This is a genomic window from Paraburkholderia steynii (assembly GCF_900100565.1).
Classification (GTDB): Bacteria; Pseudomonadota; Gammaproteobacteria; order Burkholderiales; family Burkholderiaceae; genus Paraburkholderia; species Paraburkholderia terrae.
Genome location: NZ_FNDI01000006.1, coordinates 174,235 through 186,834 on the forward strand (window position 1 = coordinate 174,235; position 12,600 = coordinate 186,834).

At 64.1% G+C, this 12,600-nt stretch carries 18 protein-coding genes and 1 riboswitch; of the genes, 8 read left to right on the top strand and 10 right to left on the bottom strand.

From position 1 onward, the window contains the following. Positions 1–113: 113 nt before the first annotated feature. The 4 genes from BLT65_RS13410 to BLT65_RS13425 all read right to left on the bottom strand — a co-directional run bounded on the left by BLT65_RS13410 (position 114) and on the right by BLT65_RS13425 (position 2,397). On the bottom strand, positions 114–761 hold the full coding sequence (locus tag BLT65_RS13410) for an NAD(P)-dependent oxidoreductase (protein ID WP_091778349.1): 648 nt from the start codon (positions 759–761) through the stop codon (positions 114–116). Between the two features lie 115 nt (positions 762–876). Next, entirely contained in the window at positions 877–1,335 is a 459-nt protein-coding gene (locus BLT65_RS13415; protein WP_042308474.1) for an Rrf2 family transcriptional regulator, read from the bottom strand. A gap of 106 nt (positions 1,336–1,441) precedes the next feature. Continuing rightward, on the bottom strand, positions 1,442–1,906 hold the full coding sequence (locus BLT65_RS13420) for a BCAL1086 family glycoprotein (RefSeq protein ID WP_482811876.1): 465 nt from the start codon (positions 1,904–1,906) through the stop codon (positions 1,442–1,444). Next, positions 1,903–2,397, bottom strand: coding sequence for a GNAT family N-acetyltransferase (locus BLT65_RS13425; RefSeq protein WP_091778351.1), 495 nt, complete (start codon positions 2,395–2,397; stop codon positions 1,903–1,905). The genes BLT65_RS13420 and BLT65_RS13425 overlap by 4 nt, the downstream gene beginning before the upstream one ends. A 78-nt stretch (positions 2,398–2,475) precedes the next feature. Here BLT65_RS13425 and BLT65_RS13430 point away from each other — a divergent pair, with 78 nt between their 5' ends. Both BLT65_RS13430 and BLT65_RS13435 read left to right on the top strand, forming a co-directional pair. Next, positions 2,476–3,057 carry a DJ-1/PfpI family protein gene (locus BLT65_RS13430; RefSeq protein WP_042308468.1) on the top strand — a complete coding sequence of 194 codons (582 nt, stop codon included), beginning with the start codon at positions 2,476–2,478 and terminating at the stop codon, positions 3,055–3,057. Positions 3,058–3,194: 137 nt separating this feature from the next. Continuing rightward, positions 3,195–3,518: a hypothetical protein gene (locus BLT65_RS13435; RefSeq protein ID WP_042308466.1), complete on the top strand. Its 324-nt coding sequence runs from the start codon at positions 3,195–3,197 to the stop codon at positions 3,516–3,518. A 23-nt stretch (positions 3,519–3,541) separates the two neighbouring features. On the opposite strand, the gene BLT65_RS13440 is transcribed toward BLT65_RS13435, so the two are convergent. After that, complete coding sequence (locus BLT65_RS13440) at positions 3,542–5,197, bottom strand: sensor histidine kinase (protein WP_042308464.1); 1,656 nt, start codon at positions 5,195–5,197, stop codon at positions 3,542–3,544. Positions 5,198–5,652: 455 nt separating this feature from the next. Here BLT65_RS13440 and BLT65_RS13450 point away from each other — a divergent pair, with 455 nt between their 5' ends. The 4 genes from BLT65_RS13450 to BLT65_RS13465 all read left to right on the top strand — a co-directional run bounded on the left by BLT65_RS13450 (position 5,653) and on the right by BLT65_RS13465 (position 8,297). Beyond that, a complete protein-coding gene (locus tag BLT65_RS13450; protein ID WP_091778354.1) occupies positions 5,653–6,855 on the top strand; it encodes an ammonium transporter in 1,203 nt (400 codons plus the stop codon). 123 nt (positions 6,856–6,978) lie between these two features. Further along, a riboswitch (Fluoride riboswitch) is annotated at positions 6,979–7,039 on the top strand. A 75-nt stretch (positions 7,040–7,114) separates the two neighbouring features. Further along, positions 7,115–7,495: a fluoride efflux transporter CrcB gene (crcB, locus tag BLT65_RS13455; RefSeq protein ID WP_091778603.1), complete on the top strand. Its 381-nt coding sequence runs from the start codon at positions 7,115–7,117 to the stop codon at positions 7,493–7,495. A 279-nt stretch (positions 7,496–7,774) separates the two neighbouring features. Then, positions 7,775–8,026, top strand: coding sequence for a hypothetical protein (locus BLT65_RS13460; RefSeq protein WP_091778356.1), 252 nt, complete (start codon positions 7,775–7,777; stop codon positions 8,024–8,026). Positions 8,027–8,039: 13 nt separating this feature from the next. After that, a complete protein-coding gene (locus BLT65_RS13465; RefSeq protein WP_091778358.1) occupies positions 8,040–8,297 on the top strand; it encodes a hypothetical protein in 258 nt (85 codons plus the stop codon). A gap of 59 nt (positions 8,298–8,356) precedes the next feature. Here the strand turns inward: BLT65_RS13465 and BLT65_RS48570 are convergent, their stop codons facing one another. The 5 genes from BLT65_RS48570 to BLT65_RS47890 form a co-directional block, all read right to left on the bottom strand. Then, a complete protein-coding gene (locus BLT65_RS48570; protein WP_091778360.1) occupies positions 8,357–8,986 on the bottom strand; it encodes a hypothetical protein in 630 nt (209 codons plus the stop codon). A gap of 89 nt (positions 8,987–9,075) precedes the next feature. Next, the gene (locus tag BLT65_RS13475; protein ID WP_091778362.1) at positions 9,076–9,960 is read right to left on the bottom strand and encodes a CHAD domain-containing protein; all 885 of its coding nucleotides are present in this window, start codon (positions 9,958–9,960) and stop codon (positions 9,076–9,078) included. Between the two features lie 110 nt (positions 9,961–10,070). Continuing rightward, a complete protein-coding gene (locus tag BLT65_RS48405) occupies positions 10,071–10,202 on the bottom strand; it encodes a hypothetical protein (protein ID WP_279634450.1) in 132 nt (43 codons plus the stop codon). 221 nt (positions 10,203–10,423) lie between these two features. Beyond that, the gene (locus BLT65_RS47885; RefSeq protein ID WP_244186495.1) at positions 10,424–10,645 is read right to left on the bottom strand and encodes a hypothetical protein; all 222 of its coding nucleotides are present in this window, start codon (positions 10,643–10,645) and stop codon (positions 10,424–10,426) included. Positions 10,646–10,713: 68 nt separating this feature from the next. After that, positions 10,714–10,914 carry a hypothetical protein gene (locus BLT65_RS47890; RefSeq protein WP_244186496.1) on the bottom strand — a complete coding sequence of 67 codons (201 nt, stop codon included), beginning with the start codon at positions 10,912–10,914 and terminating at the stop codon, positions 10,714–10,716. Positions 10,915–11,120: 206 nt separating this feature from the next. Between BLT65_RS47890 and BLT65_RS13485 the strand changes: the two genes are divergently transcribed. Together BLT65_RS13485 and BLT65_RS13490 are read left to right on the top strand one after the other, a co-directional pair. Beyond that, positions 11,121–11,588: a PRC-barrel domain-containing protein gene (locus BLT65_RS13485; RefSeq protein ID WP_042308453.1), complete on the top strand. Its 468-nt coding sequence runs from the start codon at positions 11,121–11,123 to the stop codon at positions 11,586–11,588. Positions 11,589–11,918: 330 nt separating this feature from the next. After that, positions 11,919–12,170, top strand: coding sequence for a hypothetical protein (locus BLT65_RS13490; protein WP_042308452.1), 252 nt, complete (start codon positions 11,919–11,921; stop codon positions 12,168–12,170). Positions 12,171–12,600: the final 430 nt, after the last annotated feature.

Sequence of the window (12,600 nt, forward strand, 5' to 3'; positions counted from 1 at the left end):
AGGGAAAGCTCCCCGATGCGTAACCGAATGTTAGTGCGCTTGCGCGGCGGCGTGACAGTCGCTCCTGCGCGCCGCCCGGCGGATGCGCGGCGCGCGGCGGCGTTTCGAGGCTTTCAGTACGCGACGGTCGCGAGCTGATGAACGAAACGGCCCTGCTCCAGCTCGTCGACGAACGCAATTGCGTAGTCTTCCGCCGAAATGCTGCTGTTGCCCTGCGCGTCGACGATCAGCGCGTTAGCGCCCGTGCGGAACGTGCCTTTGCGCTCGCCCGGCGCGATCAGCGCGGCGGGCGCGAAGAACGTCCAGTCGAGATCGCTGGCGGCACGCAGGATAGGCAGCACGTCGCGGTGCGCCAGCGCGATCGCCTTGTAGGCGTCCGGAAAGCCTTCCGTGTCGACCAGTTGCTTGCCGGGCGCCACTTCGAGCGAACCGGCGCCGCCCACCACGACGAGACGTTTGATACCCGCCGAGCGCGTGCCTTCGACGAGCGCACGGGTCGCCTTGTCGATCTGCGCGAGATTGTCCTGAGGCGGCGCATAGGCGCTTGCGACGACGTCGTGTCCGCGTGCGCCGGCCGCGATGCTCGCCGCGTCTGTCACGTCGGCCTGCGCCGCTTTCAGGTTCGCGACATCGGCAGGTACGCGCTCGGGATTGCGCGAAAAAGCCGTCACCTGATGGCCGCGACGCGCCGCTTCCGCCGCGATGCGCGAGCCGATCATGCCCGTTGCGCCGAACAGCGCGATCTTCAGTGTCTTGCTCATGTCAATGTTCCTTCCGCTTAAATGTAACTATGTCGATTACATATTTGTTTAAAAAAATCGGGGCGATGCCCCGCGCTCCATGCTTCGTGCTTCGTGCTTCGTGCTTCGTCTGCGTTCAACCATCCGCGGCTTTGCGCTTGCGTTCGCGCGCCCGTTCCGCGCGGACGACGTCGGCCGTCGCGTCGGCCAGCGTGCGCGACGCCAGCGACGCTTCGAGCGCCTGTTGCGCATCGCCGATGATGCCCGTCAGCACCGTCTGGATGTTGCGTCCCACCATGCATGCGGGATTCGGCGTCTCGCGATGCATGGCGAATAGCTGCGCATCGTCGACGGCGCGGTAGACGTCGAGCAGCGTGATGTCCTCGGGCTCGCGCGCCAGCAGCGCGCCGCCGCCCGCGCCCAGTTGCGACGTGGTGAGGCCCGCCTCCGCGAGCATCGCCAGCAAACGCCGGATCAGCACGGGATTCGTGTTCACGCTTCCCGCGATCATGTCCGACGACAGCGGCACGCCTTCCTGCAACGACAGCAGGGCGAGCACATGAACCGCAAAGGCAAATCGGCTACTCGTATTCACAACGCTAGATCATCCGATACGCATCAGACGCGCAAATCACCTCGCACCAGCCGGCGACGATGTGTAATCATCATAGTTACAGTTACAACGCCGGTCAAGCGCGGGATTATTTGTCCATCTGTTTCTGGGCGTCGCTGGATTCGGTAGGCGCGGATTGCGCGCTGGTCGTCGATGCTTCGCTCGACCATTGCTGCAGCTTGCGTCCCGCCGTTTCAAGCCCTGCGCCCGTCGAGCCCATCGCCTTGTTGACGGCGGCGTTGGTCGCGCTGGCGGCGTTGTCCAGATTGGCTCGCGCCTGCGACGCGAGCGCGTTCGGATCGAGGTTGATCGACGGGCCGGATGCGGCCGTGTCGAGATTCTGTTGCGCCGTGGCCTTCGCGGCGTCGACCTGCTGGCCGACATAGCTCGCGGCCTGATCGAGCTTCTGACCGGCCTGCTGCGAGAGATCGTTGAGCTTCGTCGACGTCTGCCCCGCCGATGCATCGTTTTTCTGGCAAGCGGCAAGACCTGCGAGCAGCATGACAGCGAAGGCAGTAGTACGGACGAGCGGATGGCGTGAGAGTGGTTTCATACTTGTGGTCGAGCCGCGGCGAGCGGCTTCATCATGCGAAAACGCCTCAATGATACGCCGTTGCGCGTGACCGACTCTTCGGCCTCCACCGCGAAGCCCTCCCGCTCGAATGCGTGCCTCGCGCTGAAGCTGACGTCGGCCGTCAACGCAAGCGAGCCCGCAGCGCGCGCCCGTGCTTCGAGCCGCGCGAGCAGCTCCGCCGCGAGCCCCTGACGCATAAAGGCCGGCGCGACATACAGCATCTCGATGTGATCGGCCGGATGGAGTTGCCCGAACCCGGCATACGCACCGCCGCGCAAAGCGACCAGCGTGACGCCACGTGAAAGCCGCGCGCCGAACGCGGCGAGGTCGTCGGCGGCTGACGCCCATGCCTCGCGCGCCGCCGGATCGTAACCCGCGGCAGCCAGCGCCGCGTCGCGAAAGAGCGCGGCGAGAAGGGCAGCGTCAGCGGGCCGGTACAAGCGGAAGGAAAAAGGAATCGGATCGATCATGCGTTCGCGATGTTGTCCACGACCCTGGAGTAGACTGGCCGACGTTCGACGTGTTCCCTCAACCCTTGGAGGCATGCGATGGCAGCAAAGAAGATTCTGTTCCTGACAGGCGACTTCGCCGAGGATTACGAAACGATGGTGCCGTTCCAGGCACTACAGGCAGTCGGCCATATCGTCGATGCCGTCTGTCCCGGCAAGCGCGCGGGCGAGCGCATAAAAACGGCGATTCACGATTTCGAGGGCGACCAGACGTACACCGAAAAGCCCGGCCATTACTTCACGCTCAACGCAAGCTTCGATGAGATCGATCCGTCGCAATACGACGCGCTCGCGATCGCCGGCGGCCGCGCGCCGGAGTACCTGCGACTCAACGCGAAAGTGATCGACGTAGTGCGCCAGTTTGCCGAAAGCAACAAGCCGATCGCCGCGATCTGCCACGCCGCGCAACTGCTTGCCGCCGCCGACGTCATCCGCGGCAAGCGCATTTCGGCTTATCCCGCGTGCGCGCCCGAGGTGAAGATGGCGGGCGGCGACTACGCGGATATCCCCGTCGACGCGGCCGTCACCGACGGCAACTTCGTCACGGCGCCCGCGTGGCCCGCGCATCCCGAATGGCTGCGGCAATTCCTCGTGGTGCTCGGCACGCGTATCGAACTTTGATCCGCGTCAAGGCCTGGCATGCGTCCGGCCTGTCGATCGGGCGCGCATGCGCGTTGTCTATCCTATTTGAGAGTTCTCCGATTTCCGTGACCGGTACCGCCACCTAGAGTTGCAGGTTAACTTTGGAAGGCACCATCATGGATCTCACAAACTGGGTGATCATTCTCGCTGTCGCGCTGATCTCGCTAACCTTCTTCTGCTCGCGCGCGCCGGCCCACTGGTCGATCGAAAACCGCGCGCGGCGCTTCACCGGCACGCGGCTGCTCGCTCAGGCTGTGCTGTCGTTCTGGACCGCGCTTCTCATCCTCACGCGCGGGCTGTTCGCGCTAGGTTCACGCGCCGTTCACGTCGCGCCCACGGTCGTCCTGACGGGCGCGCTGCTGCTGATCATCGCGAGCGGCTACTGGTCAATCCGCGGCCGCAGAATGCTTAAGCCGCGCCGTCTGTTCTCCGCCTCCTGAGCGCTTTGCGGGCACGCTACGCGCTATCGCGCGTCCGCCCGCAACGCCTGTCCATCGCCCGTTGTCGCGGTATCGTGCTCTTCGTCGCGCGACGGCGCGGCGGCATCCGGCAGCGACACGTAAAACGTCGTTCCCACACCCTCCGTCGATTCCGCCCACACGCGTCCGCCGTGCCGCTCCACCATGCGCCGCACGAGCGCCAGACCGATCCCCTCGCCCGCCGCAACGTTGCCGTGCAGCCGTTGGAACGCGCTGAACAGGCGCGGCATCGCAATTTCCGGAATACCCAGGCCGTTGTCCTTCACATAGAAGATGCGCAGCGTCTGCACGCCAGGCGGCGTAGGCGCCGTGCCGATTTCGACGACGCCCGAGCGCTCCGGGCTCAGATAGTTGATCGCGTTGCCGATCAGGTTCGCGAAGATCTGTTCGAGCGCTGTCGGATCGCCCCATACGGGCGGCAGCGCCTGCACGATGACGCGCGCGCGATGATCGCGAATCGTGGCCTGCATCGCGTCGATCACGCGTTGCACGATGTCGCGCACTTCGACCTGCTGACGCCGGTACTCCACGCGACCCACGCGCGATAGCCGCAGCAGCGCGTCGATGATGTGCGACGCGCGCAGCACGGCCGTCTGCAGGAAATGCAGCGCCTCACCGATGTCCTCGTCGATCAGCCGTTCGACATGCTCGCGCTGATGCGTCGACAGCGACGACTGACGCAGGGCTTCGCGCAGATCGTCGCACGCATGGTTCAGCTCCTTCGAGAAACCCTGCAGATTGACGAGCGGCGCACGCAGATCGTGCGACACGCTATAGATGAACGTCTCGTTGTCCTGGGTTTGCTGGCGGAGTGTTTCGTTGGTCTGCGCGAGTTCGGCGGCGTGGCGGCCCAGATCGGACTGGAAGCGCGCCTGCTGGCGCTCCGCTTCGAGCAGCTTGCGGCTCGTCATATGCAGCGTCAGATCGAGCCGCGCGATTTCATCGTTACCTGGCGTGAGCGGCGCCAGCGGCTCGTTGCTGGCGAGCCGGCTGGCGTTGTCCGACAGCAGCGCGAGCCGGCCGCGCACCCCGCGCGCGAACACCCAGAACGCAATCGCGACGAACACCAGCGAGCCGAGCACGGCCGCGACGATCAGCGACTGCTGCCGCTCCCGCGCCGCCGCGGCCTCGGCCGAGCGCACCGAATCGAGCTGCCGCTCCTGCGCCTGGAACGCCGCGATCTGCGCGCGAAAGCCGTCGAGCACGTCGGTTCCGGCAAGGTCGCGAAAACGCTGCAGCACGTCGCGCCGGCGTCCCGAGCGGATCAGGTCCTGCACGCGGTCCGACCATTGCCGGTACATCTGCACGGCCTGGCGGATCTGCGCGGCGCGCTCGACTTGGACGGGATTGTCGGCGACCAGCTCGGCGAGCCGGTCGATGCGCCGGTCGACGTCCATCCAGAACGCCACGGGCGTGGAGGTATCGCGTGTGCCGCTGACGACGGCGCCGCGCAACCGCACTGATTCGAGCAGCACGGGCGCGAGAATGCTGGCGGTCTGACGCAGCACATCCTCGCTGTGCATGCTCCAGTGCTCGGCCTGTTCGGCATCCGACTGCGCCTTCATGAGGCCCGACAGCAATGCCAGCTCGAAGACGGCGGGGATCGCAATCAGAAGCAGGCCTTTGGTCGTCAGTCTCATGCGCGCGCCGGGAGAGTCGGAAGCCGGCGGGTCGCGCCGGGGACGGCACATTATGTCGGCGATTGCAGTCTGTGACAAAGCGCGGCCCGGCGGGCGCATCGCCAATCTGGTGCAGGAGCGAGTGAGTCCCATGCGCCCGGCGCAGCGCACTTTCGGGCTGCGTTCCGTTGCGCTCGTTCGCCAATCACCGCGTTATGAATTCGAAGGGAAATATTAAGCAAATCATAGGAATATGCCCGATTTTGGGATATACGAATGCCCCAATTCCGCACTCATGCACATTCTCGGTGCCGATATAGCGGACATGCGTTGCGCGAACTAACGAACCGGAAGACCATCGAGCCCCGCCATCCCATTCCAGTGCAGGCCCGCACCGACAACACGCGTTCTCGCATCTATTTGGCCCACTTCTTGCATTCGATGCCCGCTTTTTGCGCATCGCAGGAATCAAACGGATGGACAGTCTGAAAACCGGCACCGATACCCTCTTTCTTCTGCTCGGCGCGGCGATGGTGCTCGCGATGCACGCGGGCTTCGCGTTCCTCGAGCTGGGCACGGTCCGCAAGAAAAATCAGGTCAACGCGCTGGTGAAGATTCTGGTCGACTTTTCGGTATCGACGATCGCGTATTTCTTCATCGGCTACACGATCGCCTACGGCGTCCAGTTCTACGGCAGCGCCGAAACGCTCGCCGCGCACAACGGCTATGCACTTGTACGCTTCTTCTTCCTGCTGACATTCGCAGCCGCGATTCCCGCGATCGTGTCGGGCGGCATCGCCGAGCGCTCGAAGTTCAACCCGCAGCTGTTCGCGACCTTCGTGCTGGTCGGCTTCATCTACCCGTTCTTCGAGGGGATCGTCTGGAACGGCCACTTCGGCATCCAGACGTGGCTCACGCATGCCCTCGGCGCGCCCTTCCATGATTTCGCGGGCTCCGTGGTCGTACACGCGTTCGGCGGCTGGGTTGCGCTGCCCGCCGTGATGCTGCTCGGCGCGCGCCACGGCCGCTATACGCGCGACGGCCGCATCGCCGCGCACCCGCCGTCGAACATTCCGTTTCTCGCGCTCGGCGCGTGGGTGCTGGCCGTCGGCTGGTTCGGCTTCAACGTGATGAGCGCGCAGACCATCGACAAGATCAGCGGCCTCGTCGCCGTCAACTCGCTGATGGCGATGGTCGGCGGTACGCTGACCGCGTGGCTCGCGGGCCGCAACGACCCGGGCTTCACGTATAACGGCCCGCTCGCGGGACTGGTGGCCGTGTGCGCCGGCTCGGACGTGATGCATCCGCTCGGCGCGCTGATGACGGGCGCCGTCGCGGGCGTGCTGTTCGTCTATATGTTCACGATCGTGCAGAACCGCTGGCGCATCGACGACGTGCTCGGCGTGTGGCCGCTGCACGGCCTGTGCGGCGCATGGGGCGGCATCGCGGCGGGGATTTTCGGCCTGCACGCGCTGGGCGGGCTGGGCGGCGTCTCGTTCGCGGCACAGGTGATCGGCACGCTCGGCGGCGTCGTGTTCGCGACGCTCGGCGGCACGATCGTCTACGGCGCGATCCGGATGACGGTCGGGCTGCGCATCGACCAGGAAAACGAGTTCAACGGCGCCGACCTGTCGATCCACAAGATCACGTCGACGCCTGAACGCGAGACGGTCGGCTGACGCGATCTGGCACACCGCTGCAAGCCCGCCGCGTCTGGTGTAACCTCGCGTTTCGAAGGTCGGGACATGCCGTTAAGCGCGCCGCCGATCCTTCATACAAACGCGCGCGCCGATGTTAGACTTGCGCGCGCCGGAGATGGCATTCTCCTAAACCGCCCTCGTGGCTGATGATGCCTGCTTCGCCCGGAACCTGCGGACGTTGCAGCGTCACGCCTCGCCGCAGCCCGGTTCGTCGATGTTCGGCTTTCCAGGTTTGCTCATGTATCTGTCCATTCTTGCCGTCGGTATCGGTGGCGCACTCGGTTCGCTGTTTCGCTGGTTTCTCGGTCTGCGCCTCAACGCGCTGTTTCCGGCGCTGCCGCTCGGCACGCTCGCGTCGAATGTGATCGCGGGTTACATCATCGGCGTGGCCGTCGCGTACTTCGGGCGCAACCCGCAGATCGCGCCCGAGTGGCGTCTCTTCATCATCACAGGCCTGATGGGCGGCCTGTCGACGTTCTCCACGTTCTCCGCCGAAATCGTCCAGCATCTGCAGCAAGGCCGCCTCAACTGGGCCGCGGGGGAGATTGCGATTCACGTGGCGGCGTCGGTCATCATGACCGTGCTCGGCATCGCGACGGTCGCCGTCGTCTCGCGCTGAACGGCACGCGCTGATTGGCCCGCGACGCGCTCGCCACGATGATGACTGACACCCGCCGTTCATCAAAAGATCATCGCTGAACGCTGCCGCGTGTGCGTCGCGTGGCTGTATCATCGACGTCATATGTGGCGGGCATCGTGACAACCGGTCACGCGCGCACCGCCGCCGAACGCGCGACGAGCCTCGCATCGTCGCATCGTCGCCAAAAAAGGGCTTGGGCCGGACGGCGCGCACAGCGCCCGCCTCGCGCGCATCCCATGCAAGCCAGCCGGGGACCTCTTGAAGTACAGATATCTTTCGCGTCGTTCGTTGCTTCCGCTGCGGCGCAGCGCAGAGGAGTTGTCGTTTGCGTTTTCGGAGCTGCTCGCGCAGCCGCTGAGCCGGCCCGAAGCGGCCGTACGTTTCGAAACCCTGTGGAACGAAGTCAACCACGCCGCGCAGTCATGCGACGACAGCGACGCCGCCTTCACCTACATCGCGTTGCTGCACAGCATGGACCAGCGCTGGCGGTTCCTGAGATCGATGAACTAGCGGGCAAACGACCGTGTCCTCCGATCCGTCCGACAACGAGCAGACCAACGCGGCCGCGCGGCCACCCCGCGCCGCCGACGAAATCGAAAAGGACTTTCTGGATCTGCTGATGTCGGGCATTCCGCCCGACGTCGCGCACGACAAGTTCGAGCGCCTGTGGGATGAGACGAACGCCCTCGCCGCATCGTCGATGATGACGGCGCGAGCGCTTCCGTATATCGCGCTGCTCAAGCGCATGCATACGGCGTTCGCGGAGCGCTATCCGCGCTGAACGGCTGAGCGCGGATGGCTCTCTGGCAACCCGGCGGCACGCGCGGCCGCCGCGCCGGCTTACGACTTCGCGGGACGCCCCGTCTTGACCGCTTCGAGTTCCTGCACGGCCGCGATCAGCCGCTTGGCGGGCGACACGGCAAGCAGATTCAGCCCCGCGCGCAGCAATTCGCTCTTCTTCACGGAAAGGCCCGCGTCGAGACAACGCTGCTTGAGTTCGGCGATCTTCGCGTAGTCGGATTTCGGCATCGTGAAGCTGTCGCGGACGACTTTTTCCTTCTCTTTCTTCACGCGCGCCTTTTTCTCGGCGGCGGTGGCGGGTGCCGATGCGGTCTTCGCGGTCTTGACGGCCTTGGCTTCCTTAGGCGCCTTCGCTGGCTTCGCGTTCGCGGCAGGGCTCGCGCTGCTGGCGGGCTTCACTGCCTTTTCCGTCTTTGCGCTCTTCGCCGCTTTCACAGTGCCCGCCGCGCTCGTGGCGCTCGCTGTCTTCGTGGCTTTGGCGGTTTTCGGGCTTGCGCTTGCTGCTTCCGGCACGCTCACGGGTGCCTGCTCGACCGTCGCTGCTTTCTTCGCTTCCGAAGTCTGCGAAGCCTTTGCTGCAGGCTTTTTCGTTCCGGTAGCCGGTTCCTTCGCGCTCTTCGGGAAGTGGAAGGCCTTCTTGGTGGGTTCCTTGGTTCGTGGCGTGCTCATCGTGTTTCCTCGTTAACGGTATAAACAGTATATACGGTTTATCGGACAGTGCTGCTCGCCATCAAGTGATGTATAGAAGACAGCGCCCGCTACGCTTCGCGTAACAGCCGCACCGCCTCGCGCCGGCATGCCTTGCGACGCTCTTTCAGAAACACGAGCGCTGCGTGCGCCTCGGTTTCGTCGGCGAACAGACTGGTGTTTTCGCGCAACAACGCAATGCTTGCCGTCACGTCGTTGAGTTCGCCGAAGCACTGCTGCAGCTTCTTGAGACGCTTCAACGTCTGGTCCTGGCCGACGTCATCGAGCACGGGCCCGAAAAGCTCGATCAGATAACGAACCTTCTTGCCCGCCTTGCGCACGTCGTGGAGCAGATCGTAGTCGGCGCGTTTCGCGCGGGACGCCGTGCGCATCCGCTTTCGCAACGACTTTTCGGCGGCACGCACGCGCTTTGCCGCGAACTTCTGCAATGCGTGCCTTTCGGGCGCCGTGTTCAATTCCTTCGATGTGCTTGCGAGCGCGCCATGCAGCACGTTGCGTATGTCCGCGTTGACGAGCGTCTCGCGACTCGCGGCCAGCGCGCGCTCGCGCGCTTCGCGCAGACAGGCGGGCGTGACGCAGGTCGCGCCCTCTTCGCCATTTTCGTTCGTTTCGTTCTTCTCGCCTGCCAGCAGTTCCAGCAGGATGTCCCAGTCGCGCGTCTTACCGGCGGCATCGGCGAGGAAGCGGTACAGCGCGCGCTGCCGCGTGTTTTCCTGCCTGTCGAGCAGCGGACCATACGCCCACCACAACGAGCGCAAGCGCCGCAGCGCAACGCGCAGCTGATGCAGGGATTCCGGCGAAGCGTCGGCGTGAATGGATGCGTTGTGCGAAAGCGCTTCGTCGACGAGCGGCGCTGCGAGCGCGGCGAACGTCGACTCCGCTTGCGCTTCGCCGCCCGAATCGGCGACGTCATGCGCGCGATCGTCGTGTTTCATGGGGCCTCGTATCGGGAGCGACAACAAGATGCCTTGTGATGCATCGACCGATGCAGCAGACATCATACGCTTTCCCGATCGCGCCAAAATCGCGACTTCTGATGCTGCGTCTATCTGTCCTGCGGCAGGTTGCGTATGGCGAACGTCAGCAGATCCATCACGAGACGGAAGCCCTCGCCTGCCGCGAGCACGCAGTCGATTGGAACCGCCGCGCCCTCGTCACGCGGAGGCTTGCGTCGCAATGCGACGACGCCCTGAATCCAGCGCTGGAATGCGGATAACGGCCGTCCGGACGACGCGACGTCGGTGCCGCCACTTCCACGTTTTCCTCCTGCGGCCAGCCGCCGATGTAGTTGCGCGCGCGTAGGTGCAACTGCGGCAACGGCGTCGTCTGCGAAACGTTCGCAACATCGACATGCCCGCTACCGCTAGCCATGCTCTCGCCGGAAGCGAGATAGATGAATTAGCGCGGCGCGAGTATTCGCGTGCGGGCGACGATATCCAGCGCGCCACCTTCGACGCGACGCTCGGGCAATACGAACTCGTGCGCATCGGGAGCCGTGTGCGCGCGCATGTCTGTCAGCTTGACGCGTAGTGCTTGAATTTTTTGCCTGCAGGCATTCGTCCAGCGCTGTTCGGCATCGTCGAAATCGAGTTCGAGCGTGCTGAGGTCGCCCGGATGCACGGCCTTCGCATCCGCGAGCGCGCGGCGCGGCGCGCCGCGCCGATCGCCTTCGGCGCACTCAGCGAGATTTACCGCGACAGCTCGCGGCCAATGTCGTCGACATCGATCCGGTATTCGAGCAGGCACCAGCGCAACGTCGGATCATGCATGGCCGCGTCGGCGCGCACGACACGTCCGCCGAGCGCCATCGTCGCGTACAGATATTCGACTGTCGTGCGCGTCGTCGGTGCTGGCTGTTGACGTGGTGCGGTGAGATTCAGGGCGTCCATGTTCATTCCCGCGTCGGGGTTTGCATCGCCGCGCGCCGGTTCAATCGACGCACGCTGATAACCAGTACAGCTAAAACTACACCACGTGTCTGGCGCCTCGCTCGCCGACCAACATGCACACGAACGCCACGCCCCTCGCGCGCCGCCCGAACGGACAGGCACGCCGGATGCGCTATGCATCCCGTGGACTTCCAAAGGAGGAAATCATGACCATACTTGACCCGAAAATGAACCCGGCCCGTGGGGGCGCAGGCATCGTCGGCGGTGGCGTGGGCGAAGGTCCGGGGCCTGAAGTGATGGCTGCGGCAACGCTGGATGGCAACAAGGTCGTCTCGTCGGACGGCGAACATGTAGGCAAGATTTCGGACATCATGCTCGACGTGCGCAGCGGACGTGTCGCTTATGCAGTGCTGTCGGAGGGCGGTTTCCTCGGCATGGGCAGCAATCTGCACGCGATCCCCTGGAGCGCGCTGACGCTCGATACCGACGAGAAGGTATTCCGCGTCGATATCACCGCGCAGCGGATCAAGGACGAACCGGGCTTCGACAAGGATCATTGGCCGTCGATGGCCGACGAGACCTGGGGCACGCAGATGCACCAGTACTACAACCGCGATCCGTACTGGACGACGACGTCGGTGGATCCTGTCGCGGTGCGGGATCGGGGGCTTTGATCCGGCTTTGATTTTTGGCTTCGGCCCAGCGTTTGCCCGTCATACAGTCGTCGGGCGAATCGCTGATTCTTCTTTCCGTTGCCGTCGCGGCGGCCGTCCTGCCGGACGGCCGCCGCGTCTTTAATGAATGCGCAACGTTGGATCGAAAGCGGCACTCCGACATCAGCGCATGCGGAGTGTTCGCCCGCATCCAACATCGAAGCGTCCCGCCGTCCACTCAGATCGAGACGCACAACCGCCCGAAGCCCCGCCGGGGCTCGCTGAAGCGAGGCAGCCATCACCGTCGGCACGGTCATTGCACTTGTTGGCTATGTCAAACAGGAGCAGGACATGATGCGCCATTATCCGGATGCAGCCGAACCGAGGTCGATTCGCACAACGACCATCGTCGCCATCGCCGCGCTAGCCCTTATCGCCGCTTGCGGAACTGGGATTGCGGCACTTCTCGGGCTTCTGCCCGAATCGGAAAATGTCGCGGCCACGGTGACCACGATACCGCTGGTCGATATCTGGCGAAATGAGCCGAGCGCCCCCATCCGGTCGCAGTCCGAAAACCGGGATTCGGGAATGTCCGTGGAGTAGTCACCGGCACGGTTGACGCGAGTCGCATCGACCGTTTCGTTCCCAGCACATCCCCGCTTCACGAGATATTTCCCCTTCCGCCTCTTCCCTTCCAGTCGCAAACGCGCAGCGAGCCGACGGAAATCGATCCGACGAATACTTGCTATGGTTCTCCGACGGCCCCGTTAAAGCGGACCTGGTTACGGGTGAAAAACACAAAACGAAAGCACAAAAAAAAGGCGCCATGTTTCCATGGCGCCTTCAAAAAGTTCTAGCCATTCCGAGGGCCGTGCTAGAACCTGAGAGACGGTACTGAAAAACTGCCTGGAAAGCGGCGCCGCGGCGGCTGCATCAACTTATGACGCGCGCACGATTACCGCACGCTTTCGAAATATAGTTCCATTTTTTATGGTAATGCTGACTAAGTCAAGCAAAATTTAATCGCCGCGGA

Bases quoted from the DNA above. Each gene is read 5' to 3' on its own strand.
- BLT65_RS13410 (WP_091778349.1), bottom strand. From the start codon at position 761: ATGAGCAAGACACTGAAGATCGCGCTGTTCGGCGCAACGGGCATGATC.
- BLT65_RS13420 (WP_482811876.1), bottom strand. From the start codon at position 1,906: ATGAAACCACTCTCACGCCATCCGCTCGTCCGTACTACTGCCTTCGCT.
- BLT65_RS13425 (WP_091778351.1), bottom strand. From the start codon at position 2,397: ATGATCGATCCGATTCCTTTTTCCTTCCGCTTGTACCGGCCCGCTGAC.
- BLT65_RS13430 (WP_042308468.1), top strand. From the start codon at position 2,476: ATGGCAGCAAAGAAGATTCTGTTCCTGACAGGCGACTTCGCCGAGGAT.
- BLT65_RS13435 (WP_042308466.1), top strand. From the start codon at position 3,195: ATGGATCTCACAAACTGGGTGATCATTCTCGCTGTCGCGCTGATCTCG.
- BLT65_RS13440 (WP_042308464.1), bottom strand. From the start codon at position 5,197: ATGAGACTGACGACCAAAGGCCTGCTTCTGATTGCGATCCCCGCCGTC.
- BLT65_RS13450 (WP_091778354.1), top strand. From the start codon at position 5,653: ATGGACAGTCTGAAAACCGGCACCGATACCCTCTTTCTTCTGCTCGGC.
- crcB (WP_091778603.1), top strand. From the start codon at position 7,115: ATGTATCTGTCCATTCTTGCCGTCGGTATCGGTGGCGCACTCGGTTCG.
- BLT65_RS48570 (WP_091778360.1), bottom strand. From the start codon at position 8,986: ATGAGCACGCCACGAACCAAGGAACCCACCAAGAAGGCCTTCCACTTC.
- BLT65_RS13475 (WP_091778362.1), bottom strand. From the start codon at position 9,960: ATGAAACACGACGATCGCGCGCATGACGTCGCCGATTCGGGCGGCGAA.
- BLT65_RS47890 (WP_244186496.1), bottom strand. From the start codon at position 10,914: ATGGACGCCCTGAATCTCACCGCACCACGTCAACAGCCAGCACCGACG.
- BLT65_RS13485 (WP_042308453.1), top strand. From the start codon at position 11,121: ATGACCATACTTGACCCGAAAATGAACCCGGCCCGTGGGGGCGCAGGC.
- BLT65_RS13490 (WP_042308452.1), top strand. From the start codon at position 11,919: ATGATGCGCCATTATCCGGATGCAGCCGAACCGAGGTCGATTCGCACA.